The 26344-nt window shown below is 31.5% G+C and carries 23 protein-coding genes; 17 read left to right on the top strand and 6 right to left on the bottom strand.

Annotated elements, in window-relative coordinates; all coding sequences use genetic code 11:
* The first annotated feature begins 5 nt into the window (after window positions 1-5).
* The 11 genes from B5D15_RS12145 to B5D15_RS12095 all read left to right on the top strand — a co-directional run bounded on the left by B5D15_RS12145 (window position 6) and on the right by B5D15_RS12095 (window position 11991).
* On the top strand, window positions 6-1136 hold the full coding sequence (locus B5D15_RS12145; RefSeq protein ID WP_078697389.1) for a S1C family serine protease: 1131 nt from the start codon (window positions 6-8) through the stop codon (window positions 1134-1136).
* 422 nt (window positions 1137-1558) lie between these two features.
* Window positions 1559-2041 carry a 23S rRNA (pseudouridine(1915)-N(3))-methyltransferase RlmH gene (gene rlmH, locus B5D15_RS12140; RefSeq protein ID WP_078697388.1) on the top strand — a complete coding sequence of 161 codons (483 nt, stop codon included), beginning with the start codon at window positions 1559-1561 and terminating at the stop codon, window positions 2039-2041.
* A gap of 71 nt (window positions 2042-2112) precedes the next feature.
* On the top strand, window positions 2113-4206 hold the full coding sequence (locus B5D15_RS12135; protein WP_078697387.1) for a recombinase family protein: 2094 nt from the start codon (window positions 2113-2115) through the stop codon (window positions 4204-4206).
* A gap of 298 nt (window positions 4207-4504) precedes the next feature.
* Window positions 4505-5128 carry a recombinase family protein gene (locus B5D15_RS12130; protein WP_078697386.1) on the top strand — a complete coding sequence of 208 codons (624 nt, stop codon included), beginning with the start codon at window positions 4505-4507 and terminating at the stop codon, window positions 5126-5128.
* Between the two features lie 92 nt (window positions 5129-5220).
* Window positions 5221-5736 carry a zinc-ribbon domain-containing protein gene (locus B5D15_RS12125; protein ID WP_078697385.1) on the top strand — a complete coding sequence of 172 codons (516 nt, stop codon included), beginning with the start codon at window positions 5221-5223 and terminating at the stop codon, window positions 5734-5736.
* Window positions 5737-5868: 132 nt separating this feature from the next.
* Window positions 5869-6873 carry a DNA cytosine methyltransferase gene (locus B5D15_RS12120; RefSeq protein WP_020457765.1) on the top strand — a complete coding sequence of 335 codons (1005 nt, stop codon included), beginning with the start codon at window positions 5869-5871 and terminating at the stop codon, window positions 6871-6873.
* Window positions 6866-7834, top strand: a complete 969-nt coding sequence (locus B5D15_RS12115; protein WP_041734511.1) for a HaeIII family restriction endonuclease — start codon at window positions 6866-6868, stop codon at window positions 7832-7834. Before B5D15_RS12120 ends, B5D15_RS12115 begins: the two co-directional genes overlap by 8 nt.
* A 150-nt stretch (window positions 7835-7984) precedes the next feature.
* Window positions 7985-8182 (top strand): hypothetical protein, encoded by a 198-nt coding sequence (locus tag B5D15_RS12110; protein WP_020458087.1) that lies wholly within the window; start codon window positions 7985-7987, stop codon window positions 8180-8182.
* Window positions 8183-8571: 389 nt separating this feature from the next.
* Window positions 8572-9321, top strand: coding sequence for a DUF1444 family protein (locus B5D15_RS12105; RefSeq protein WP_179122298.1), 750 nt, complete (start codon window positions 8572-8574; stop codon window positions 9319-9321).
* A 597-nt stretch (window positions 9322-9918) separates the two neighbouring features.
* The gene (locus B5D15_RS12100; RefSeq protein WP_078697383.1) at window positions 9919-11313 is read left to right on the top strand and encodes a hypothetical protein; all 1395 of its coding nucleotides are present in this window, start codon (window positions 9919-9921) and stop codon (window positions 11311-11313) included.
* Between the two features lie 102 nt (window positions 11314-11415).
* The gene (locus B5D15_RS12095) at window positions 11416-11991 is read left to right on the top strand and encodes a hypothetical protein (RefSeq protein WP_078697382.1); all 576 of its coding nucleotides are present in this window, start codon (window positions 11416-11418) and stop codon (window positions 11989-11991) included.
* Window positions 11992-12383: 392 nt separating this feature from the next.
* Here the strand turns inward: B5D15_RS12095 and B5D15_RS12090 are convergent, their stop codons facing one another.
* Window positions 12384-12818, bottom strand: a complete 435-nt coding sequence (locus B5D15_RS12090; RefSeq protein WP_078697381.1) for a very short patch repair endonuclease — start codon at window positions 12816-12818, stop codon at window positions 12384-12386.
* Between the two features lie 767 nt (window positions 12819-13585).
* Between B5D15_RS12090 and B5D15_RS12085 the strand changes: the two genes are divergently transcribed.
* The gene (locus B5D15_RS12085) at window positions 13586-14347 is read left to right on the top strand and encodes a Cthe_2314 family HEPN domain-containing protein (protein WP_078697380.1); all 762 of its coding nucleotides are present in this window, start codon (window positions 13586-13588) and stop codon (window positions 14345-14347) included.
* Between the two features lie 786 nt (window positions 14348-15133).
* Window positions 15134-16051, top strand: coding sequence for an Rpn family recombination-promoting nuclease/putative transposase (locus B5D15_RS12080; RefSeq protein WP_242948749.1), 918 nt, complete (start codon window positions 15134-15136; stop codon window positions 16049-16051).
* Between the two features lie 2 nt (window positions 16052-16053).
* On the opposite strand, the gene B5D15_RS12075 is transcribed toward B5D15_RS12080, so the two are convergent.
* On the bottom strand, window positions 16054-16905 hold the full coding sequence (locus tag B5D15_RS12075; RefSeq protein ID WP_078697379.1) for a hypothetical protein: 852 nt from the start codon (window positions 16903-16905) through the stop codon (window positions 16054-16056).
* 151 nt (window positions 16906-17056) lie between these two features.
* Here B5D15_RS12075 and B5D15_RS12070 point away from each other — a divergent pair, with 151 nt between their 5' ends.
* Entirely contained in the window at window positions 17057-17575 is a 519-nt protein-coding gene (locus B5D15_RS12070; RefSeq protein WP_078697378.1) for a hypothetical protein, read from the top strand.
* Between the two features lie 417 nt (window positions 17576-17992).
* Here the strand turns inward: B5D15_RS12070 and B5D15_RS12065 are convergent, their stop codons facing one another.
* The gene (locus B5D15_RS12065; protein ID WP_078697377.1) at window positions 17993-19348 is read right to left on the bottom strand and encodes a Na+/H+ antiporter NhaC family protein; all 1356 of its coding nucleotides are present in this window, start codon (window positions 19346-19348) and stop codon (window positions 17993-17995) included.
* 443 nt (window positions 19349-19791) lie between these two features.
* On the opposite strand from B5D15_RS12065, the gene sstT reads away from it, so the two are divergent.
* On the top strand, window positions 19792-21018 hold the full coding sequence (sstT, locus tag B5D15_RS12060) for a serine/threonine transporter SstT (protein WP_078697376.1): 1227 nt from the start codon (window positions 19792-19794) through the stop codon (window positions 21016-21018).
* A gap of 50 nt (window positions 21019-21068) precedes the next feature.
* Here the strand turns inward: sstT and B5D15_RS12055 are convergent, their stop codons facing one another.
* Complete coding sequence (locus B5D15_RS12055) at window positions 21069-22385, bottom strand: pyridoxal phosphate-dependent aminotransferase (RefSeq protein ID WP_078697375.1); 1317 nt, start codon at window positions 22383-22385, stop codon at window positions 21069-21071.
* 429 nt (window positions 22386-22814) lie between these two features.
* Here B5D15_RS12055 and B5D15_RS12050 point away from each other — a divergent pair, with 429 nt between their 5' ends.
* Both B5D15_RS12050 and B5D15_RS12045 read left to right on the top strand, forming a co-directional pair.
* On the top strand, window positions 22815-24053 hold the full coding sequence (locus tag B5D15_RS12050) for a uracil-xanthine permease family protein (protein ID WP_078697374.1): 1239 nt from the start codon (window positions 22815-22817) through the stop codon (window positions 24051-24053).
* Between the two features lie 180 nt (window positions 24054-24233).
* The gene (locus B5D15_RS12045) at window positions 24234-25253 is read left to right on the top strand and encodes a DNA-methyltransferase (protein ID WP_078697373.1); all 1020 of its coding nucleotides are present in this window, start codon (window positions 24234-24236) and stop codon (window positions 25251-25253) included.
* Between the two features lie 108 nt (window positions 25254-25361).
* Here B5D15_RS12045 and B5D15_RS12040 read toward each other — a convergent pair whose 3' ends face one another.
* A complete protein-coding gene (locus tag B5D15_RS12040) occupies window positions 25362-25949 on the bottom strand; it encodes an MjaI family restriction endonuclease (protein WP_078697372.1) in 588 nt (195 codons plus the stop codon).
* Between the two features lie 12 nt (window positions 25950-25961).
* Window positions 25962-26165 (bottom strand): hypothetical protein, encoded by a 204-nt coding sequence (locus B5D15_RS15500; RefSeq protein WP_179122297.1) that lies wholly within the window; start codon window positions 26163-26165, stop codon window positions 25962-25964.
* Between the last annotated feature and the right edge of the window lie 179 nt (window positions 26166-26344).

The following is a 26344-nucleotide window of genomic DNA, read 5'->3' as shown; positions in this document are numbered from 1 at the left end:
AGCCCATGGAAAATAACGATTTCAATAATAAAAGGAAATCATCCATTTTGGGATATTTTTTTTCTGCACTATTTGGAGCAGTTATAGGAAGTTTCCTGCTGCTTACCTTTGGCCCTGAAACTATTTTTGGAAAGTTAAAGCAGGAAACAACGCAAATCCCTCAGGTTCAATTAAATACTCAGCAAAGCCAGCCTGAAACTGTAAGTATAAAGGGAAATGGAAGTATAAAATATGCAGCAGCAAAAATTATTCCTTCAGTTGTCGGCATTGTAACAACTAAAGTTCAGACGGATTATTTTTTAAGACCTAAAACTATACAGGGAGTTGGTTCAGGAGTTATTGTTGATAAACAGGGTTATATAATTACAAACAACCATGTGGCTGATATAAATTCTAAAAATATAAGAGTACTTTTATCTGATGGAAGAGAAACTCTTGGAAAAACTGTTTGGGCAGATCCCTATTTAGATCTTTCTGTTGTTAAAATAGAAAGTGAGGACTTAACGCCGGCCATATTAGGGGATTCAAAATCTGTAAGCATAGGAGATGAGGCCATTGCCGTCGGCAATCCCTTAGGGCTTAGATTTCAAAGGACCGTAACGGCAGGCATTATAAGCGCTGTAAATAGAACAATTCAAATGCAGGAGGGTTATTTTATGGAGGATTTAATTCAGACCGATGCCTCTATAAATCCTGGAAACAGCGGAGGTCCTCTTGTAAATGGAAATGGTGAAGTTGTTGGAGTTAATACTGTAAAGGTAAGCACTGCAGAAGGTATAGGCTTTGCAGTTCCTATAAACATTTTAAAACCTGTTATAAAAAGCATTGAGGAAAAGGGATATTTTATAACTCCAACCCTCGGAATAAAGGGATTTGATAGAGAAATAGCTTCATATTACGGGTATAATATAGACAGCGGAGTATACGTTTTTGATACGATTCCTAATGGCCCATCTGATAAAGCAAATATTAGGGAAGGGGATACTATAGTTACAATAAACGGGAAAACGATTTTATCTATGCTTGATTTAAAGGAAGCCATATATAACGCAGGGGTTGGGAATACTGTATCGGTAGGCCTTAAAACTCCTCTTGGGGAAAAGGTTGTAAATGTTACTTTAGAAAAAGCAGAATGAAGATTTAAATGTGCCTTTTACATCCGCTACAAAGCTTGATTTTAATTCAAGCTTATTTTTTATAGCGCCATATTCTATATAATTACTTTTAATATATTAAATAATAAAATAGGTAGTGTCAAAGTTTTATGAAAAATATTCTGACAACTTGTTATTAATCATCCTAATGAAAAATTATAAAACAAATCTTAAATTGATGTAAAGACTTAAATAAACAAGCTTTTAGCATGGTCTTTACATCAATTTAGATACGATTTTTGTGTAATTAAGAGGATACAAGTATAAATATACTACATAATTATAATTTAGTGGTGCTTAGGAATGGATATAATATATGCTTACAATGTATTGACAATACAAGGTTTGCGCATTTTTATATGTATTATCTTTGACAGTACCTTAAATTTAAGGGAGATAAAATTATGAATAATGTTAAGATAATTTGTGTTGGAAAGATTAAAGAAAAATACTTAAAGGAAGGAATAGATGAGTATCTAAAAAGATTATCAAAGTACTGCAGCATAGAGATAATAGAAGTTCCTGATGAAAAAGCTCCAGAGAACCTATCAGAAAAGCAAGAACAGCAGATAAAGATAAAAGAAGGACAAGGTATTTTAAAGCACATAAAGGAAAATACATATGTTATAGCCCTCGATATAAAGGGTAAAATGCTAACTTCTGTTGAGATGGCAGCTTTTATGGAGGATTTGGGAGTAAAAGGAATAAGCAATGCAGCCTTTATAATAGGCGGTTCCCTTGGACTTTCAAGTGAAGTTTTGCAAAGAGCGGACTATAAGCTCTCCTTTTCAAAGATGACCTTCCCTCATCAGCTAATGCGTCTAATACTTCTTGAGCAGATTTACAGGGGATTTAGGATAATGAAGGGCGAGCCGTATCATCGCTAATACATGACTCCGAAAATTCATGTGTTATGCTTAGAAGTAGGAAGACATAACACAGGACGGAGGGAGTCAATATGGGTAAGATTGCAATTTACACGAGAGTTTCATCTGCAAAACAAGCGGCAGAGGACAGATATTCATTGGCTGTTCAAAAAGAAAAATGCATTTATTATCTTAAATCGCAAGGTTACAAAGAAGAAGATATGATTTTTTTCGAGGATGCAGGAATAAGTGGAACCACGATAGAGCAGCGTGACGAACTAAAAGAACTACTTAGACAAATTCAAGAACCAGACAGCGATATAGAAGGTATTTGTTGTTACGATTTGTCAAGAATAAGCCGTTCAATAAGCCATACTTTGGATATTTTCAAACTTTTAAAAGAAAACCAATTAAAATTATACACAGTCGATGGGGCGTTTCAGGGAGATATCAATAGTCAAACATCAAAGATTATGATTTCTATTCATAGTATGTTAAACGAGTTATTCATAGACCAGTTGCGTGAGAGGGTAAAGGCAGGTTTAGAAAAATCAGTGCAAAACGGGAACTATTTTGGAGGCCCTGCACCATTGGGATATCGATACGAATTTTATTCTACAAATCAACAAGAAAATAAAGATTTTAAGGAAGATAAAAAGACAAGAAAAAAAGATATTAAGAAACGGCTTGTTGTAGATGAAAACGAAAAGCCAGTCATAGAACTAATTTTTCATCTTTTTACGAATGAAAAATACAGTATCAAAAATGTTGCACAGTATCTGAATTTGCATGGTTACAAGACAAGACAAAACAAACAATTTGCAACCGCTACCGTTCAAAAAATACTGGAAAATCCTATATACTGCGGGCGATTATTTTGGGCGAAAAGAAGACAAAAGAAAAAAACGGACAGGGGCGTAAGAATCTGGGAAAAAACGAGTATTTATGATATAAATTTTTATGATTTACCGCGGGGAAATCATCAGCCAATCATCAGTGAAGAATTTTTTCTTGAAACTCTTGAAAGGCTTCGTGGTAGGAGAAAAGTACGAAGGAATTTGAATATGGCAGAAGCCATGTCATCTATAACAAAACAAGAGTATTTCGATGCACATAAAAAAGTGTTTATTAATATACTTCGTTGCCCAAATTGCGGAGGTAAAATGACGTCAAGCCTGCAACCATCTCCTATCCTTTCAGATGGTACAAGAAAACCTGCAAAAGTTTATTACAAATGTTCAACATACAACGCAGGCAAAAATCTTTGTGATGGGTACTACAGTGTTCAGGAAGAAAAAGTTTTCAATTTAATAAAGGAAGATTTTTTTACAAGACTTAAAGAAGCGTTTACATTAGTTAAAGAATATCAAAATTATTTAAAGGAACAACATGGTGCTAATGAAGAAATGCTTTTCGATAAAGAAATAAATAAAATTAAAGATGAAATTAAAAATCTTGAAAAAAACGAAAGTAAACTTTTAACAAAATTAGATAACTTAATTAATATTCAATTAGAAGAAGAAAAAGGCTCTTTGAAATATAATCGTATAGAAAAAATGATAAAAGAAACAGAAAAAGAGATTGAAGAAGTGAAAGAATTTCAAGAGGAACTACAAAATAGGATAATTCAAGCAATAAAGCGAAGAGAAGCGTTACTTAGTGAGGCAAAAGAGCAAGAGGAATTTGAGAATATAGAAGAATATTTTAATTCGCTTCCACTTCTTCAAAAAAGGCAACTTTTAGAGAAAGTATATTCAAAAATAGTTATTGGCACTGTTTCAAATGCACGGTATGGTCCCAAGAGGCTAACATTAAAAGAGGTAGAGTATAACCAGTATTCTAATATATACGGATTATGCAAAGTATTAGGAGTTCAAGACTTTAAGTCATTTAATGAATACCTGAAATCTAAAGGAAGAAAAGAATTAAACCTGCTTTTACAGCATTATGGGGATATCGAAGAATATGTAAAGGATATAGAAAAACAAAATGTAAGCAGTAAGTTTAAAGAATATATTAGTGAATTACAAAAAGAAGTTGAAAATGATGAAGATAGAGAATTCATGGATGATTTCATAAATAGAAATATGAATTTAGACTTACAAGAATTTGAAGAAAAATTTGCAGAAGAATATCGGAAGTATAGGGAACAAAAAGAAAAGGAACTTTGTGGGGTTTTAAATTAATATAATTCTATAGATAAGGTGGTAGGCTTGTTCTAGAGAATAAGGCTATCACTTTTTTTTGTTTTGGACAAGCGTAAACTGAAAGGTGACTTTATAAATATTACTATTCTACTCCCTTTTCTACAACTTTTGGTTGTATTTTACATGCTGCTTTTTTAATGATAGTGCGCTATATTTTTATAAAAGTATATGACACTTTACAAATGTTTAAAAAATAGCATATAAACTTTTTAAAACATGATTTCCAGCAAAATTTTATTGTTTTTAAAAGTATACTTTTTTAAATAGGGGTAGAGATATGCAAAGGAATTATGCTTATTTGCGTGTAAGCACAAAAGAACAAAACTTGAACAGGCAACTCGATGCAATTAAACAATTGAACGAGTATATTGACGAGAGAGATATTTACGTAGATAAAATATCTGGGAGGGATTTTAACCGTCCTGGGTGGCAAGCGTTAAAAAGAAGTATTCGTTCTGGAGATACGCTTTTTATCCATTCCTTGGATAGATTGGGGCGTAATAAAACACAAATATTACAGGAGTGGCAATGGCTGGTTGATAATAAAATTAATATTGTAATCCTTGATATGCCATTGTTGGATACAAGAAGATATGCCCAACTCGATGGTTTTGGAGAATTGGTTACTAGTTTAGTTTTGCAGATACTGAGTTGGCTTGCAGAAGAAGAAAGGAAAAAGATAAAAGAAAGACAACGTGAAGGAATTGACGCAGCCATGCGGAGGGGGATAAGTTTTGGACGTCCTCCCGTCCCAAAACCCAAAAATTTTCATGAGGTTTACACCAAATGGAAAAACGGTGAAATTACAGCGACAAAAGCCATGCAGTTATTAGGATTAAAGCGAAATACTTTCTATAAATTTGCAAGAGAACAAGAAGAGGAAAACAAACAGACAATTTAAAAAGAATCTTTGGGAGTCATAATCCCAAGGATTTTTTTATTTAAAATTTCATTGAAAAAAATACTTGATATTAAAAAGTATCTTTCTATAAAATGCCTCAAAACCAAGAAAAAGAGGTGATTTGTATGAAAAGGCTAACAGAACAAAATAAATTAATTAATAGATTTCCTGAAATTGCAGAAGAATTTGATGCAGAGAAAAATACAATTGATATAAATAGTTTAAGTTATGGAAGCGGTAAGAAAGTCTGGTGGAAATGCCCTAATTGTGGACAGCCTTGGGAAGCGGCCATTTTTAATAGAACTTTAAATAATCAAGGTTGTCCTTATTGCGCTTCTAAAAACCCAAAGGCAAGTGCTGTAAATTGTGTTGCTACAAGGTTGCCACACTTATTGCCATTTTGGGATTATAATCGTAATGGAGATGTAACTCCTTGGAATACTTGTCATCAGTCGCATAAAAAAGTCTGGTGGATATGCCCAGATAATTCTGAACATAGGTATCTTGCAAGTGTGCAATTACGAAGCAAGGGTTTTGGGAAATGCCCAATCTGTAAAAAAGAGAAAAGAGGGCAAAGAAAAAATAAAAAGAGAAAGGGAAAAGAATAAAAAGCAAAAAATATATATGATTTTTACATGCTTTTTGCTATTTGAAGGGATATAGAAATTACCCCTTAACATACTTATCTAATTATTATATAATACTATTAAACAGTGGTAAAGGGTAAGGAGTGTTCTCAAATGAAAATAATTGACTTAAATAAAATAAGAAACATCAGAAAATACACTGTTGCGTCACTATTTGCTGGTGCTGGCGGTCTAGACATGGGATTAGAATTAGCAGGTTTCAAAACCGTTTGGGCTAATGATATTGATAAAGATGCTTGTGCTACATACCGTCTATGGAGTCAGGCAGATGTTGTGCAAGGAGATATTGCAAAAATTGATTACTCTGATGTTCCAGATACAGACGTGATAACGGGTGGTTTTCCATGTCAAGGCTTTTCGTTGGCAGGACCACGAAAAATTAATGATGAAAGAAATAAATTGTATCGTTACTTTGTTAAATTAGTTGAATTAAAGCAACCTTATGCTTTTATTGCAGAAAATGTAAAAGGCATCCTTACTCTTGGCGATGGCGAAATTATTGAAGCCATAATAGAGGATTTTGCGAGCAAAGGATATGATGTATATCCTAATCTTGTTAATGCCGCTGACTATGGAGTTCCGCAAGACAGATGGCGTGTTATTCTATACGGATTTAGAAAAGATTTAGAAGTAAAAGATTTTAAATTTCCTGAGCCGTTCCCATATAAAGTTACCTTGAGAGAGGCTATCGGGGATATGCCTGAACCAAAACAGAGTGATATATGCCATGCTTCTTATTCAAGTAGGTATATGTCGAGAAACCGAAAAAGAGGTTGGGACGAAGTAAGTTATACAATTCCAGCAATGGCGAAGCAAGTTCCGTTGCACCCATCTTCTCCAGACATGATTAAGATTGCTGAAGATAAGTGGATATTTGGTGAAGGGAAAACAAGAAGATTTAGTTGGCAAGAAGCAGCAGTTATACAAACTTTCCCTCGTGATATGGAATTCGTAGGAAATCTAACTTCTAAGTATCGACAGATAGGAAATGCTGTCCCGGTAAAACTTGCAGAAGTAATAGGTAAGAAATTATATGAAATACTTGAAGAGAAGTTAAATGCAAATGTTAAAGAATTAGAACAAAAAGTTGGTGAATGATGTGAGTATTCAAACAGAGTTAGGCAAAGCGTTTGAATACGCTTGTTTACAATCTATTTATAATGAATTAGCGGATAGTCAAGATGTAGTAATAGAACAAAACAGTGCTTTAGAAATTGCAAGACAAAAATATGAAAATGCTACACCTGATATGCAAAACAAGATGGATTTGGGAGCAGACGCAGCAATACGTGTAATTTTGCGTCTGGAACCCCAACTTACAACTCCATTAACAAATGTTCCGCTTTATCTTTCAATACAAGAGGATGCAAGAGGGCAACAGGGAGATGTGAGGGATATTCTTTGTATCCGTAGACAAAATGAATGGGAAATTGGATTATCATGTAAACATAACCACGCAGCGGTAAAACATAGTAGGCTATCAAGAACGATTGATTTTGGTGAGTTATGGTTTGGAATACCATGTTCAGAAAGTTATTTTATTGAAATAAATCCGCTTTTTGATGAATTAGAAGAATTACGAGAACAAGGCGAACTTTGGAGAAATATATCGAATAAAGAAGAAAGATTTTATGTCCCACTTTTAGAGGCTTTTATCCGAGAATTAGAAAGATTAAATCAAAATAATCAAGGTGTTATTCCTGAGAGGCTACTTCATTATTTATTGGGGCGCAATGATTTTTATAAAATTATCACAATTGATAACAGGAGAGTTACTCAGGTACAGGCGTTTAATATGTATGGAACTTTAAATAGAAATGCTGGTAGAGAGCGCCCATTAATTAATGTCCAACAATTACCAATGCCAACAAGGTTTTATAATATAGGTTTTAAGCCTGGTTCACGGAATACAGTATTAGTGGCATTGGATAATGGCTGGACAATAAGCCTACGAATACATAATGCACGCACAGAAGTGGAACCAAGCCTTAAATTTGATGTACAGTTAGTTGGAGTCCCTCCCTTACTGTACTCACATTTTGAACCTTGGGATACATAAATGAAATATTTAATAAAAACTGTTGTAACCTATACAACAGTTTTTTATTTTGCTGCAATTTGATTACATTTTAAAAAAGTTCTGGCCTTTTTCAAAGTTGCGCGCTATACTAAAGACAAGAAATAACAAGTTCCATAGGAGTGAAGTGCTATGAAAAAAGTTCTTCTTATGAATGTATTCCCGGCTTTTGTTGGATACAGTATATTTGCAATATTGCTGGCTACTTTTTCTAAGATTCCAAGCGTAGGACAACAAATATTAAACATTTGGTATATTCCGTTTTCAATATTTACTATGTATGTCTTTTTTATAATTTGGAAAGATTATCGATTAATAAAAGCAAAATAAATGAAAAATACCTCCTAAAACAGAAACAGGAACCAAACGGTTCCTGTTTTTATGTTTAATACATACAGATAAATTCCAGCATTCTTACCTTACTAATAGTTTAAAGGAATAATCTTTTTGTTACATGTATATCGTTTTCACCCGCCCCTACATAATCCTCTGGATTTTACTGGCATTTATCTCTTTAGAAATCTTTTCTCTTCGTCAACTATGCTTATCCCACTTTGATTGCTTTGTTTTTTCCATAAATTAAACACTTTACAATATTTATTTATAAAACTCTCTTGCACTTCTTATTCTTTACTTACATGTTTTACTACCTTATTGTTTTGAGGACCAGACATTTTTGTTTTTTGACGTTATATTGTTTTAAGAAAGGAGTTGGTATTATGAAATATGAGGAATTTACAAATAAAATAATAAAAGATTTAAAATCACTGTTTGACGAAGTGCGTATTGATAACGAAGACAGAATATATATTGCAAAAGGTGTCACTAATGTATCTGTGCCGATAAAGCCGATGTATCAAGAGTATCTATTATACGGGTATACTAAAAATTTAAAAAACTACCTTAAAATAATAAACAATATTCTGGATACTTACAAGTTTAAACTTGATTTATCGAATGTCTTTCCATTAATAAAGCAAAAAACAAATGATAATAACATAAGCAGAAATTTTGTCGAAAAAGATTTATTTTGTGATTTAAAAATAATGTATGTAAGCGACTTAGGGGAAGTATTCCGCTTTGTTTTAAAAGAAGATTTAAAAAACGCAAATATTAATTTAAATGAATTGGAAGAAAAAAGCATGATTAATTTAAATAAGATGGCAAACATTCTCTCAAGGCTTGATAACTCTCTTGAAATATATAGTTTGAGATTTACAACTGACTTCGCGGCTACCCTATTCCTTAGCAAACATATACAAAAACAAATTAAACAAAAAGTTGGTGATGATATTGTTTTTTGTATGCCCTCCGCGTCCGCCCTGTTTTGTGCAAGATATAGAGAATCCACCTTTTCTATTTATAAAAACATATTACAAAATTTAATGACGATAGACACAGATATAAATAAAATCAGCAACCATATTTATAGGCGTGATTGCAACGGAAATTATTCAATAGTTGTTTAAATTACCTGACATAAACGATTTAAAAAAGCGTTATTTTTTGCAATTTTTATAACAGGCTTGATTTTAAAAGAATGGCTTAGTATAAGTTATACACTTATTGAATAGACAACTGAGACAACAGAAAAAGGGCAGAGATTAACACTGCATGCTATAAATTTACAAAAGAGGCTTAAGAGAGATAGATACTATTGTTTCATTGTTACTTAATTAATTGTAAAGCAAAAAGCACCAGAAAAACCGGTGCTTTTTGCTTGGGCGTGGACTGTGGATAGCCCTTAGCCCTCTCTCAAAGACACTATACATAAATTATAATATACAAAATGATAAAAGGCTATAATTATTGATTATTTTTCTTTAATTTTTGGATTAGTTTTATAGTTTCGTCCATTTGAGGTGACCGGTTTAAAAATTTTTTATTTTTTATAGAAAAAAATTTGACATTAGAAAGAATCTTTTTATAATGCACATCGTATAGTGGGAGACAACTTCGGAAAAATTCATACATAACGTAAATAACGAATTGCGGACAATTGAATAAAAAAATACGGCTAATATCACGTCCTCCCCCTTTTTCACAAAAGGAAGGGAGATGATACGATGTTAGCCACAAACCAATTTACCAACACTATAAGCACACCTTTAGACGATTTTGATGCTTTTCTTGAAAATCCATTAGGATATAAATTAACAATTCACCAAAGCAACACGATAGGGAATGTTATAAAAGAACTTCACAAAGACAGCGAGGGATATATTGCAAGTTGCCATTTAAATAAAGATGGAAAAATGGGACAAAAATTTTATAAGATAGATGATTACGAATGTGAAACAGAAAATGCTTTTTTCTCTGTAAACACTTTTTATACAAAATGCAGAAATAGTAATTGTGTATATGAACTAAAAGGATTTTTTAGCGATATAGATACTTATAAGATAGGGTTAACGCATGAACAAGTGATATGGTTGTTAGAGGAAGACATTCTTGGTATAAAAATCCCCTACCCAACTTGGCTGATTTCGTCAGGGAACGGTTTATATTATATCCTTAAGTTCAGTAACAATATTAAAGCCAGAGAAGATAATAAAATTAATTTCGAATTAAAAGAAAAATGGAAAACTTGCATGAGATTTATATATGATGTTCTGAAGGATTATGGGGCTGATGCAAATGCAATGGATGCAAGCAGAGTGCTTCGAATAGACGGAACATATAACATAAAGAATAACAAGCAAAAGGAAGTAACAATTTTAAAAAATTACGGAAACACAATAGACGATATTGATGAATTTATAGATTTATGGCTTCCAAATGAATATATTAAAGAAAAACCCAAGACACTTCTAAAGGCTGAATATACAGTTGAAAGGGTTCAAACACTAAAAGAAAACGGTAAAAAATATGGCAAATCACTTAAAAAACTTAATTTAGAACGAATGAGAGACATAATGCGTTTAGTAGAAATGAGAAAAGGCGATTGTGCAGGAACTAGAAATTATATGTTGCTTTTATTCGCTTATCACACCCTACAAACAAATCAAGGCAATTTAGAACAAGCACTTCAGGATACACATTTACTAAACAATTCGTTTGATGAACCAGAGAGGACTTCACAAGTAAATGCAATAGTTAGAACAGCCCATAAAGCCTATTTAGGGTGGTTAAATGGGGAAAAAGTTTTGATAAATGGGAAATGGTGCCGAAAAGGTTACAACTATACAAATGAAAATTTAATAGAAAAACTTTGTATTACAGAAGAAGAACAGCGTAAACTTAAGACAATCAAATCTAAAAAACTGGTACAAGAACAAAGGAATAAAAAGAGAAGAGAAAAGAGAAGAAACGAGTATGGATTAACCCAAAGAGAGCAACAGAAACAGGAAACAATCGCTAAAATAATGGCTTTAAAGGAACAGGGCTTTAATAACACTGAGATTGCAAAGCGTTTAGGTATAGCGAGACAAACAGTTTCTAAATATGTAAATCAAAAATGATTATTTTTTATAACTTAAGTGTCACCTGAAATGGAACTTTATATAGATAGTGTATTGCAACCAACTCTACCCCAAAAAACCTTCAAATGGAGATGATGCTTTATGAAAACAAAAATTAATATAAATGAAAACTCTTCACAAAATAAACTAAAGTTAGTTAACAATTTTAAAACACTGACGGAACAAGAAGAGAACTTAATTTCATCTTCACTTTTAGATTTTTTGCTTTTTCTTAATAGTCATTTAGAAATGTTTAAGTATTATATCACTATGCTTTATAAAAGATTTAATAAAGATACAATTTACCAATACTATTTAGACCATGTAATAAAAAGTGGGCAAATAAGCAAACTTCTTGAGAATTTCCAAGTATTGGTTGATATTCGTGAATACATAAACTATTATTATGCTGAGCGTAAAAACGAGTATGGAAATAGCCTAAACAACATGCTTTCTTTGCAGATGGCATTATTCTCCGATAAGGACACAAAAATTAAACATTATTTCGAGAAATATGATTTCGTAGATGAGGTAAAAGCCATAATAAAATATTGCAGATATCACTATCAAAGTATAGAAGAAATACCTTCAGAATATAAAGTTAAGATAATAAAGAAAATAGAAACTATTCTTTATCTTAAAGATGCCCCAAACGTGATTTTAGAAATGCTTTCCTAAATAGAAAGTGAAAAAGATAAATTAATAAGAAACGGACTTTTTGCATATCTACGATATATAGAAATGATTTAGAAATACTTTATTTTAAAATAATCCTTTAAGAAACGGTTTTATTTCTGGCAAAATCTTTTTAATATCTATTGTGGAAGGAAGTGATGATATTGAAAGACAATAAGCAAGAAAAAGAACAAAAAGAACTCGAAAAACTCATGGACGAAGTGATTAAAGAAAATAAAGAGGCTTTACAAGAACTTGCAAAAAGTAAGTAAGGGTTAATTGCTTAATAACCCTTGCTTTTTTTATTATTTTTTTAAAATGGGTAAGACAACCTTACACTTTTTAAAAATTTTATAAAAAAATTTATAAAATGTTTTTAAAAGTATAAAGTACTCTTACCCATCATTAATTTGTGATTTTCTTTGTTGAATGGCTTCTTCTATTTTTGCTACACACTCATCAAGATTCTTTTTTATATCTGTTTCCCAAAATCTTAGAACTATCCAGCCGTCTGCAATTAATTCTTGATTAATTCTTTTATCCCTCTCAATGTTGCCCTCTATTTTTCTTATCCAGTATTCCCTGTTTGTGCCAATTCGTTTCTTTTTCTCTTCCCAGTTGTAGCCATGCCAGAAGGTGGAATCACAAAAAATGGCAATTTTGTATTTCGGGAATACAATGTCGGGCTTTCCAACGATTTTATTGTAGTTTTTTCTATATCTATATCCTTTTTCCCAAAGTTTTTTTCGAAGCATCATTTCTATGGTTGTATCTTTTCCCTTTATGGCTTGCATAACTTCTCTTCTTTTTTCAGGTGTAAAAATATCCATATTTATCAAGCCTCCGCTTATATTATACAAGAAAAATCATAAAAAAGTCTAAACACTCTTACCTATTTAATATTTGAAAAGAGTTACATTATAAAAGGCAAATAGGTAAAAGATGTTTTAAAGGAATATTCTAATGTATGTGTTTTTTAAAAAGTAAATGATAAAACATATGATTTAAGATTGATAATGGTGAAGTAATTATCGTCAGAACAATTAGCGGAGAAAGTTTCCGTATCATTAACAATGCTTCAATAGAATAACACAAAATAAGCGCTAAAAGCATTAATCGCACAGCATAGGTTCCAAAAACTAATTCGCACAATATAAGTGCCAAAAACCTTTATCGCACATTATATGTGCCAATAACGCTTAATCTCACACCATGCCTGTGCATTAGAGAAATCTCACACTATAAGTGCCAAAAACTGATATAATCAATAAATCTCACAGTATAAGCGCCAAAAAATAATAAAATTGATAAATCGCATAGTATAAGTGCCAAAAAAGCGCTATAATAAAAATCGCACAATATAAGTGCCAAAATGATAAATAAAATAGTAGTTCAATGATGAATGTAAATCGTTTCAGTTTTTCGAATGGATTTTAATATAAATTATCTTTTATGAGCCAATTTATGATTGCCCAATATTATCTATCCATAATGCATCTTGCCACAAATAGAATTAGAATAGTCTGTAAAATCTTATGAATTCTTGTTAAAATAAGGTCGAATTAATAAATTAAAAATTTTGAAAGGAAGGTTTTTTATGATTGATGTTTATGATTATGCTAGATATCCTACCAAAGAAGAATGGATGAAGATTTGTGGAGATAAAGCAGACGTCATAAACAGAATTTATTTGGATAACAATGGAAATAAAATTGAATTTTCACCCTCAGATTTTGAAGATGGGTACTACAATATTCAAATGCAATACTGGTTAAAAGAATTTAATAACAGGGCATTTGATTTAATTGTAAATTATACGTTGCTAAAATATTATTATGATTCAGGTATCCCTGATGAAGAATGGTACAAATCACCTGGAGAGAATGGTAAGTCGGTGCAATATTTCCCTCATTTTGAAAAGAAACATTATGGAATCTTATATTGGTTTAGTTTTTACGTTGACAGTTATTACACAAGATTTGAAGGATTAATTGATACTATTTATCATATTATTAATATAAAATACAGGCTTGATATAAAACCTTCCTCAGAGTTTAGAGGTAATGTTTTAAAGAAACTTGAGAAGAAAGATAAAGCACTTTATAAATATTTGAACTCTTTGCCAAAAAATCCTGTTTATAAGCAGATAAATAAATTCCGAAATAATATTGTTCATAATTACAGGCCTAATCAAATAGATTCAGGCTTTACAAGAACAATAAATCATGACGGTTCAGAAATTATAACAATGTCAGTTGGAAATTACACTACTTCAACAGAATTTTTAAATAACATAAAAGACAGTTTAGATTTGTTGGCGGATATTACAGATAAAATCAGAGTCAAAATAAAAGCATAATGTAGCAAGTATCTATCAATTAATATTTAAGAGTCATGTATTCGGTAAACAACGGTGAACCGTATCATAAGTAGTCGCAAAATTTTCTTTGGAATTAAGAGCCTGAATGTCTTCAACTAACAGTGCAACCCAGTTGACAAGTGACAAACTTGCCGCTGGGCGGCACTTTCCTTTTGCTTTAAAAGCAGTTACCATTACAGCCCAAGTTTAATTAACTATATGAAATACCGTCATCATTTTCAACAAAGCTTCAACAAGTTAAATAAAAATTACAACAAATTTCCGTCACCCTAATTTCAAATCTCAAACTAAACTTCAATCAAGACGCTGAAAAACTTTTCAAAATCTCTCTGAAAAACTTCTCTACAATGGCATAAAAGGGTAAAAGTCCAACTCTACAATAAATCCTACAAAAATGGCATCTAAAAATCTCGCTGAATAATCTAAATTCTGCGACCAGTCAAAGAGAAAGGAGATGCTCTCTGAAAAACAAAAACCAAAATAAAGGAAAAATCTCAAACTGGGTAATAGGAAGGTAAGCAAAGAAGAAAAAACCCCCATATTTTTGAAATCTGCAAAAGATAGTAAGGATAAAACTGACTTTCAGGGTAGAATGATGATGATTCAGTAAAAGCATTAGCTAATAATAAATGTTGAAATGTTAATAGAGGTAATTACAAATTTGAGGAAGTGGAAAAGGCTGCTTTCTCTTTTTCATTTTAAATAAAGTGGTATAGAAAAATAAAAAATGGTAAAATATTAATAAGGATAAGGGAGGTAGATAATATGCCCAAAACTAAAGCGAATGATAAACTAAAAGGTATAATAAGTGATGAAATAATCGATAAAAATTATGATTTAATACCACCAAAAATGGATTTTGTATTTAAGCATATATTTGGCAACGAAAAACATAAACAAGTATTAGTTTCCTTTTTAAGTGCAGTGTTAAGAATGCCAAAAGAAGAACTTGAAGGGCTTGAAATACTAAATAGTGAACTAATAAAAAATCATAAGAAAGATAAAAAAGGAGTCCTTGACGTAAGGGTGAGAACAAAAGATAATAAAGAAATAGATATAGAAGTGCAAATAATAGATAGCGGTTACATGGCGGAGCGAACACTCTTTTACTGGAGTAAGATGTATACTCAGCAAATAGAGTCAGGAGGAAAATACACAGACCTTAAAAAGTGCATAACAATAAACATAGTAGACTTTGATGTAACTCCATTAAAGAAGTTAAATTCAACATTTCATATATTTGAAGATGAAACAAAATTTAAACTTACAGATGTATTGGAAATACATTTTTTAGAGCTTAAAAAGCTATATAATAAGGAAGTACCAAGAGATGAAAATGACCCGCTTGTAATGTGGATGGAATTCATAGATGGTAATAAGGAGGTGATAGATGTGCTCTCAAAGAAGAATGAGGACATCAACTACGCATACGACCTTCTGAAAATAATAAGCAAGGATAAGCAGGCGAGAATGGAATACGAAGCTAAGATGGCTGCAATAAGGGATGAAATGACAAGACTACATGTTGCTGAACAAAAGGGGATAGAAATAGGAATGCAAAAGGGTAAAAAATTGACTGCTGAAAGAATGTTAAGAAAAGGAATGGATGTTGAAACAGTAGCTGAAATAGTTGACCTTTCAATAAAAGAAGTAGAAGAAATAAAAAGAAATATTTTCCATTAAAATTAGTAATCGATAAATAACAAGAGGGAGTGGTGCAATACTGCTTCCTCATTTTTCATTTTACGCAAAATAAATAGAAAAGTGTAACCGGCAAGTCCTTTTTTATAACATTCAATAACCTCTTTTATAAGCCCTCTATTAGATAAAAATACACCCATATTAAGATATGGATCTGAAGAATTCGGTATAAGGCTGGCTAAATTTTCATAACACTCAAGGCATTTATCAAATCTATCCATTGAATTAAATATAAGAGCTAAATCTTCCCATAGGTAAATATATCTTTTAGTATATGCACTTGGCATTTTTTCCTTAACATCCAATAGAATTGAGAAAAGTTCATCAGCATATCTTTCAGGATTGTAGCCGTTTATCACTTCTAAGACTCGAGCAAGTCTTTTTCGACATTTTATTTTATTTGGTAGAGGAATGTTTTCCCCTAACTTTTCTTTTGGCATATTATCAAGTATCCAGTAATATTTTTCTTTTCCGATATTGTTATTTCTAAATTCTATACAAAGCCAAATGCCTTTAATATATTTATACTGATATACCATATAAATGCTTCTAATTCCGTTTAAGAAAACCCCAGCTTGAGTCCAAGGTTTAGGTTGATAGCCAATGTTGCCAACATATCCATAATAGAATGTATTGTAGGGTTTATAATAAGGATTACCTTTCCTTGGTTGTTCAATCATCTTTATAAAATTATTAAAGCCTTCAAGGATTTTTTCACGCTCCTTTCTTTTAAGATTATCTTGGTTTAAGAGAGTATCAATTTTTAAGAGATTGACTATAAAGTTGTTTCTCTCTTCCGTTGAGTCAAATTTAATAACTACTTTTAACTTTGACATAGCAATTCTCTCCTTCTATATAAATATATACACGAGCTTTTTTGAAATGGTTACGCCTGATACTTGCTTATTACTTTTATGCAAATAATTGAAATATTTTCAATTTTATGTATTATTAATTTGAAGAATGTATGATTGGGGGGATGCTATTATGCCTAAGTTAACAAGAGCAGACTTTTATTATGGCTCTTTATTGTCTTTAATGTTATCTAATGGTGTAAAACCTCCATTGTTTGAAGAAAATGAAGAAAGAAGGATTTATTTATTTACAACAAACAAGGGAGATTATTTATTATACATGAAATATGTATCATCTCGAACAAAAAGGGAAAATAAAGATGTTCAGCTGTGGCAATTTAGTTTTAGTGGAGATGAAGTGCAAAAAATTAAGGAGCTTAAAGAGAAAGAACAGGGGAAAGAATTATTATTTGCCTTAATATGTGGTAAACAAGAATTAAAAGAGAGTGAAATTGCAGTATTAAAATTTGATGAGGTAGTTGACTGTTTAGGATTAAATAACGATGAAAGAACAAATGAGAGTTATAGAATTTCTATTAGATATGAAAAAAATGCTAAAGGATTAAGAGTGTATGGAAACGGAAGAGATGAAAAAATAAATGGAAAAGATAATACGATAAAGATTGAAAGGGATAGAATATTAGGGATTTAAGGAAGAGTTTAAATCGACTCTTCTTTTTCATTTATCAAGATAGACTAAACTAAAACATTTTTAATAATATTTACAAGTAAAAAAATATAAAGTAGAAGAAGGAATGTGACACTTTAAAAGTAGGAGTTATATACAGCTTAGATGGAAAAGAGGTTTTAGCTTCCAGCAATATGTCAGCGTTTTACTGGAGCAAAAAGGAGAAAAATTAGATAGAAAATTATTAGACTGTTAACTTGTTAAAAAAACCTATTATAGTTTAAGATGATAGGCTCAAACTATCGAAAAACCCCATTTTTCAAATAGCGAAAAGTGGGGGGTTCAACTGTCTGAAGATTAATAATAATAATTATATAAATATTTTTTTTGCGAGTGCCTTGTTGACAGTGAACCGTAACATAAGTGATTAATATTTTACTATTAATGTTTATATTCAAAATTGTTTGCTGCGAATTTTTTATATCTTGTACATGAAATATAAAGATATAAAAAATAGATTATTGGCAGTAGGTATAGATAAAAGGCATAGGGTATAAAGCCAATACTGCTAACTCCTAATGTTGTTGTTGGAACAAAGGCAGCTATGTTCCAAGGGATAAGAGCAGATAATACTACAGCAGTATTTTCTATGTCTACAGCTAATTGATGGTTATCAATTTTGTTTTTTATATAGTTTTTATTCATAAGATTGTTGGTTAAAATAATTGAAATTGACTGATTACATCCAAAGGCTGCAGTAGAAACACTTACAATTGCTGTGTATATGAATAATACATATCGAGTTTTAGCTCTTTTTAAAATCTCTTCAATCGTTTTAAGTATGTTTGTTTCATTAAAAATCCCTGACAGAGCACAGGATATAAATATAACTACAGCAGCTTTCCACATCGCTATAATTCCACCACCTTTTAAGATATGATAAAGGGGGTTAGATGGTGGAAGATTAAATCCAATTACTAAAAATTTTAAAACCTCATATAGTGTATATTTTTGAAACATTAAAGCAATAGAGGAAGCTAATATAATGCTAATTAGCATTGATATTTTTACATCTATTTTTAAAATGGAAAAGATTAATATTATTATAGCTGGTAATAAAACAATTATGTTTATCTTATAGTTTTGAAGTATTTGTGCAGATAAATTGGTTTGTATAAAATTGACTGGTTTTTCAATCGAGATAATAAAATAAATAATTATAGATAGGATAAAGGGGATTATTGCTGTTCTAAACATGTTTTTTATATTTGTATAGAGGCTTGTTTTTGTAATATTTGCAACTAAATTTGCGCTTGAGGACATAGGAGAACATCTATCCCCAAAATATGCACCAGATATAATAGATCCTGCGATTATGTTTATATTGATATTTGTATTTTTAGCCATTAAAGCTAATGCTATACCGACTGTACTTACTGTTGCTAATGAAGAGCCAAGAAGAAGGGAAACAATGCAGCTTATTAAAAAGCTATAAAGTATAAAATAGCTTGGGTTCATATATTTTATTCCATAATATATAATAGCAGGGACTGTTCCTGCTGCCATCCATATTCCAGTAATAGCTCCTATTAATACAAGTATCTTAAGCACAACGAAGGATTTTTTACCCCCGTCGATAGACATTCTAATAATTTCTTTTATTTTAAAACCTCTTCTAAATGAAATAAAGGCAAATATCAAAAAACCAAGAATTAATGGATATCCCACAAAAATCCCTTTGTAAATAGATAAGATTAACACAAAAAAAGTAATTGAAATGCTAAGTAAAATGTCCATACTAACCCTTCTTTTATATAAAAGTGTTTTCAAAATAGAATTAAGATGCAAATATATAACAAATATACTTGATTACATGTTAACATAAAGGATTGTGTTCTACAATTAATTTTACTATTTTTATTAAGCTTTGATATTATATTTATACGATAAACATCTGATTTGTGTATAGTAATTCATTAATAATAGCTACTAATTATTTTATTTTATTTGAATAGTTGATTAAACTTGTTTTCAAAATGAAGCACTGATTTTGCTGCCTTTTTATTGCAAGTAACAATATTAATAGTATTTAATTACTAATATATGAATATTTTGAATAGCAACACAATTAGACAAAATTCGATTTTTTTCTTTAAATTTATGAATTTTTATGATAATATACTTTGTATAAATTCTCATTTTTAAATTGTTAAAAAACATTATTTTATGGAGGGGAAAGTATGAAAGACTTAATTAAAAAGTGGAATCAGTTAAGCCTTGTTAAAAGAATTATTATAGGTCTTATAATCGGTATTATTTTGGCTTTAACTGTTCCAGAAAAAGCGAAAATCGTTGTTATTTTTGGTTCTTTATTCGTTGGGGCGTTAAAAGCGGTTGCGCCTATGCTCGTTTTCTTTTTGGTAATGTCGGCTATATCACAGCATAAAAGTGGTCATAAGACTAATATGAAGTCAATTTTAATTCTATATTTAGCAGGAACATTTTTAGCAGGTCTTGTAGCGGTTATAGCAAGCTTTATATTCCCAATTAAGATAATACTTCCTGGAGGGGCTGGGGCTGAGAATTTAACACCTCCTGGTGGTGTTGTAGAGGTTATTAAAGCATTACTATTGAATATTGTAGAGAATCCAGTAAAGGCGCTTTACAATGCTAACTATATTGGAATATTGTCTTGGGCTGTAATTATAGGAATCGCTTTGAGAAATGCAGAAAATTCAACAAAAACTATGATTACAAATGTATCGGACGCATTATCAGAAGTAGTTAGATTAGTTATCAATTTTGCACCACTTGGAATAATGGGCCTTGTGTTTGAATCAATAGCTGCAAATGGACTTCAATCGCTGCTAAGCTACGGACAGCTGCTTATGCTTTTAGTTGGAACAATGCTTTTTGTAGCTCTTGTTGTTAATCCAATTATTGTATTTTTATGTATCCGTAAAAATCCATATCCTCTTGTTTTTAAGTGCTTGAAAGACAGCGGCATAACAGCGTTTTTTACACGAAGTTCAGCGGCAAATATACCTGTTAATATGAGTTTATGTGAAAGATTAGGACTTGATAAGGATACCTATTCAGTATCTATTCCTTTAGGAGCAACAATTAATATGGCAGGGGCAGCAGTTACAATTTCAGTTTTATCCCTTGCAGCTGTTAACACTCTTGGTATAAAAGTAGATATTCCAACAGCATTTATATTGAGTATATTATCTGCAGTAAGCGCATGCGGTGCTTCAGGGGTTGCTGGAGGATCACTTCTTCTTATTCCTCTTGCCTGCAGTTTATTTGGAATTCCGAATGACATTGCTATGAAAGTTGTTGGAGTTGGATTTATTGTGGGTATTATTCAGGACTCCTGCGAAACAGCTCTTAACTCTTCAACAGATGTTCTCTTTACAGCTGCAGCTGAATTTGCAAAATGGCGTAAAGAAGGAAAAAATAATTAAAAAAAACCGCCGGAAAATATCCGGCGGGTTTTTTTAACTTTATTTATTTATTATCTTTGAGCTTCAAACTGTCTTAAAAGCTTAACGAACAATTCTGGAACCTTTGCCATTTTTTCTGGAGATTCTACGAAGGAAATTCTAAATTGTGTGTTTCCTGGGTTTTCTTCACCTTCTTTAACATTGTAGAATCCTTTCATTGGTGCTACAAGAAGTGTTGTTTCAACACCATCTATGTTAACTGAGCCTTCCTGAGCACAATATAAAACGAAATCTATTGAGTCAAAACCTGGTTTTACGACATTTCTAACGTCGATTACAGAATAAATCGATGCATCGGGGCTTGAAACGATTAATTCAGGTTCGAGATTTTTAAGTCCATTGTATACGTTTATTATCTGCTCTTTATAGTATTCTCTTAAGCCTTTGCACCAGTTAAGTATGTCTTCTTTGCTCTCGTGTGCCAAAGCTCCGAAAATATATTGACCTATTACGTTAGCACAAAGGTTTGCAGTATATTCAGCAACAGCACGGTTGTTAAATTCTGCATTATCAGTTATTAAAGCACCTATTCTTAAACCGCATGCATTCCATACCTTTGAAGCAGTTTCTATACTGATTCTTCTGCCTTCAATTCCAGGTACATCTGCATCGGTTAATCCCCATATGCTTACAAGTGGGCTGTCTTCTTTATAGAAGAGTTCACGGTAAGCTTCGTCACTTACCATCCACATATTATATTTAACGCATAATTTAGCAAGTTCTTTTAATGTTTCATAATCATATAATTGTCCTGTAGGATTGTCATAGGGTATAACAAGAAGAGCTCCAGGATTATATGCCTTTATAGCTTCTTCAATTTCATTTATTTCTGGAAGGCTGAATCTTCCATCTTGGTTTAATTTACGTGTTACTGTAACTATTTTACGTCCAATTCTTTCTGCAAAGGAAATGTAATTGGTGTAGGCTGGATCGATTACCATTAAAGGCTTATCATCGCTCCCAGCACCTCCGCAGACACCTATTAACAGTAATTCCATAGCAGAAGAACCGCCGTCAGTTATCTGAACGAATAATTTGCTAGTATCAAAGCCTTCGCACTTTAATATATTTTTAAAAGCATCCTGACATTCTGTAAAACCTGCAGTTGTTGAATATCTAATAACACCCTTTGAAAATGGACTTTCAGGTGCGTTAAGAGCAAACATTCTTTTTTGCATTGCAGGGTTTGTAGGGAGTGAAACATTACCAATACCTACATTTATTACAGCCTGAGGTTTGACTTTGCGCTCCTCATACTTCATCTGCGCAAGTCTAACATCTGAAGGTGTTCTTGATTGAAAGTGAGCTGAAAGAATTGGTTTACTCATATTTAAAACTCCTTTTCTAAAATATTATTTATAATATTTCGTATATTGTATATATTTATTATAGCTTTATTAATAAATCAATTATATTTTAACATGAAATTTATATTTTTTTGTATAGTTTTATTAAAAAATTCATAAATTAAAAAATTAACAAACAAATCAAATTTAATATATTTTGAAAATTAAAAACTATTCCTGTTTAAATAAATTTGCCAAAAAGTTTTTTATAAAAAAGTGTTGCACACTATGGGTATTTATGATAGTATTTAATAGATAAATGAGTTCTTTAAATCAGTCCTGTGAGGCTGGTAAGATGGTAAATGATATATTAAGCTATGTTTGTAACTTCTTACCAGTTGGTAAGAAGTTTTTTTATGTAAAGAACTTTTAAATCAGTCCTGAGAGGCTGGGAAAGAAGGAGGAGTTAAAATGGCACAAAAAGTTATAACAGAAGAAATAGTAGTACAAGAAATTTCAACCTTTGATAAGGTAAAAAGAGTTATACTTGCGATTCAGCATCTTATAGCGATGTTTGGAGCAACAGTTTTAGTTCCTATTTTAACAGGTCTTGACCCATCAGTTTCAATATTTTCAGCAGGTCTTGGAACACTTATTTTTCACTTTTGCACTAAAAAGAAGGTTCCTGTTTTCCTTGGTTCGTCCTTTGCATTCATACCAGGCATAATAGCAGTAAAACAGGCATACGGGGATTTAAGATATGCTCAGGGTGGAATAGTAGTAGCTGGTTTAATATATGTTCTTGTATCCTTTGTTGTTGAAAAAATAGGAGTTGAAAGAATAAGGAAGGTGCTTCCTGCACAAGTCGTAGGGCCTATGATTATGGTAATAGGATTAAACTTAGTCCCTGTTGCCTACGGAAGTGCAAAAACAAACTTTATGGTATCAATAGTAACCCTGTTAACTGCGGTATCAGTTACTTTCCTTGGTAAGGGGCTTGTAAAACAGTTATCAATAATAATAGGGGTTACTACTGGGTATATATTATCAGCTTTTATGGGAATAGTAGATACTACAGCAGTTAAAACATCAGCGCTTATTGCAGTACCAAATTTCACACTGCCAAAGTTTGATGCAGCAGCGATAGCAATAATAGCGCCAGTAGTTCTTGCAGTATTTATGGAGCATATTGGTGATATAACTACTAACGGGCAGGTAGTAGGTCAGGATTTTATAAAAGATCCAGGACTTAACAGGACTCTTTTAGGAGATGGACTTGCAACTATGGTTGCAGGATTTATAGGAGGGCCAGCAAACACAACCTATGGAGAAAACACAGGAGTTTTAGCAATAACTAAAAACTATGATCCATCAATACTTAGAATGACTGCGGTTTTTGCTATGATACTTGGGTTTGTAGGAAAGGTTGGGGGATTCCTAAAGACTATACCAGTTCCAGTAATGGGCGGAATAAGCTTTATGCTTTACTCGATGATAGCCCTCATAGGAGTTCAAACAATAAGAAACAGCAAGGTTGAGTTTAACATTAAGAATATAATAATAATGGCAACAGTATTAATCCTTGGACTTTTGCCAACCTATGCAAAGATAAATATAGGAATACCAGTAACAAAAACAGTAAGCATAAGCGGTCTCAGCTTTGCAGCAATAGTTGGAGTTATAGTAAATATGGTTTTAAACAGAGAATAATAAATTATAGGCAGCTGTTCAAAGTATCAGCTGCTTGTTTTTTAGAATTGATTTCTATAACTTATAAAATCAATATTTTTGCACTATGGATAAATGAGACTATCTTAGGCTCTTGTTTATTTTTGTACATAGATTATAATTTTATTATATGTTTTAAGTTAAAATATAAGGAGAATCGTTATGGAAACCCTTCACAAAATATATATTAATGATGCAAGAAACATGAACTGCATAGAGGATAATTCAATAGATTTAATAGTAACTTCTCCTCCATATCCTATGATAGAGATGTGGGATGAACTTTTTAAAAATATTGATGAAGGCATATCAAATGCCTTTGAGGAAGGTAATGGTTTCCTTGCCTTTGAACTTATGCACAGGCAGCTTGATGTTGTTTGGAGTGAGTGTTTCAGGGTATTAAAAGAAGGTTCTTATTTGTGCATAAATATAGGTGATGCTACAAGGACAATTAATAATAATTTTATACTTTACCCTAACCATGCGAGAATTATAAATGCGTGTATTAATATAGGTTTTTATCCCCTTCCTGATATTCTATGGAGGAAACAGACCAATGCACCTAATAAATTTATGGGCTCTGGGATGCTCCCAAAGGGTGCCTATGTAACTTTAGAGCATGAATATATACTTATATTTAGAAAGGGGACTAAAAAGAATTATAAAAGTGATGCAGAAAGGAAAAACAGGCAGGAGAGTGCATATTTTTGGGAAGAGAGGAATGTATGGTTTTCTGATGTATGGGATTTTAAGGGTACATCTCAAAAGATAGGAGATTCTAAATCGAGGGATAGGAGTGCTGCATATCCTTTCGAGCTTCCCTATAGGATAATTAACATGTACTCTGCAAAAAATGATGTGGTACTTGACCCCTTTGCAGGAACAGGTACTACTATGATTGCAGCAATGGCCTGTGGAAGAAACAGTATTTCTATTGAAATAGATGTGAATTTTAAAAGTATAATAGAAAGTAAAGTAATGGAATATGAAAATTTTATAAAAGAGATATATAAAAAAAGGCTTCGGAATCATATTGAATTTACAAAAACGATGAAAAATATAAAATACAAAAATTTAAATTATGATTTTCCTGTTGTTACAAATCAAGAAGTCAATTTGAAGTTTTCAGAGCTTAAATTTATAGAAAAAATAAGTGAAAATGTGTATAGAGCTGAATATTAAAATTAAAAGGCTGTTAACCATTAATTTTATTGGCTAACGGCCTTTTAATTTGTTTTGTTAATATTTCATTTACAATAAGTGAAATAAGTAACTGTCCCCAGATTTTATCTATTCAAATTCAACAATAAATCCATCTTTTGCTTTTTCATAATAGATTATTTTAACATCGATTTTTTCCATTAACATAGATTTGGTTTTGTATGATGATGGTTTTATAGAAACAGGGGTATCATCAATATATCCGTCAATGCCCTTTGATTCTTCATCAGGGTTTGATAGTCTCCATTTTTTATTTTGTTTTTCAGCAATCGTTTTAATAATTGCTTCTTGAAAATTAAGCCCTGTATAGGTTTTGTTTATTATAAGGTCTTCAACCCAATCCCTAATCATTTCCTTATCTATTTCATTTATTGCTTTTTTTAAATTTTCAACTTGTATCCAGATTTTTTCTGCTGCATTATCTATTGCATCGGGCATATTGTTAATGTACCATTCTCTCCAGGATTCAACGGATATATCCTCTGATTCTTTCTTAAACTGTGGGAAAAGTTCTGATAGCTGACCTACATTCTTAGGTCTTGTTGCCTGAGCGTTTTGATTTGATAAATTTAGTATTTGAGGTACATATTTAGGAAGGTTTATTTCATTTATATTATAAATTTCCGACAGGGTTTTTAAATTGATTTTGAACTTCATTTATTTTTCCTCCTATAAAATAAAGCTATGATTTAGATTATAGGATATTATGATACTCAAATCAACTTTAAAATTTGAAACACAGAGATTTCGCAGCAAAATTCCAGTAGAATTTTTATTTTTACTGAAATTGCATTTTATTGTATCATATTGAAGAAATGGTATTCCACCAGCTCTATAGGTTGCAAAAATAGTTATAACTCCCCCTACCCCCAAAAATTTAAATAATTAATTTCCAATTTTATTGTTTCATTAAGTTTTTTCAAATACTGGATTATTCCAGGTATCTTCTATTGTAAATCTCTCATCTCTTATATCCTCAATAATATTTATTTGAAGCATTCTTTTCTTCCTAAAACCTCTAATACATCTAAAAAAATATAACTGCATAAGAT

The sequence above is a fragment of the Caloramator quimbayensis genome, from assembly GCF_900167605.1.
GTDB lineage: Bacteria > Bacillota > Clostridia > Clostridiales > Caloramatoraceae > Caloramator_B > Caloramator_B quimbayensis.
This window is presented reverse-complemented; position numbering and strand designations above follow the sequence as displayed.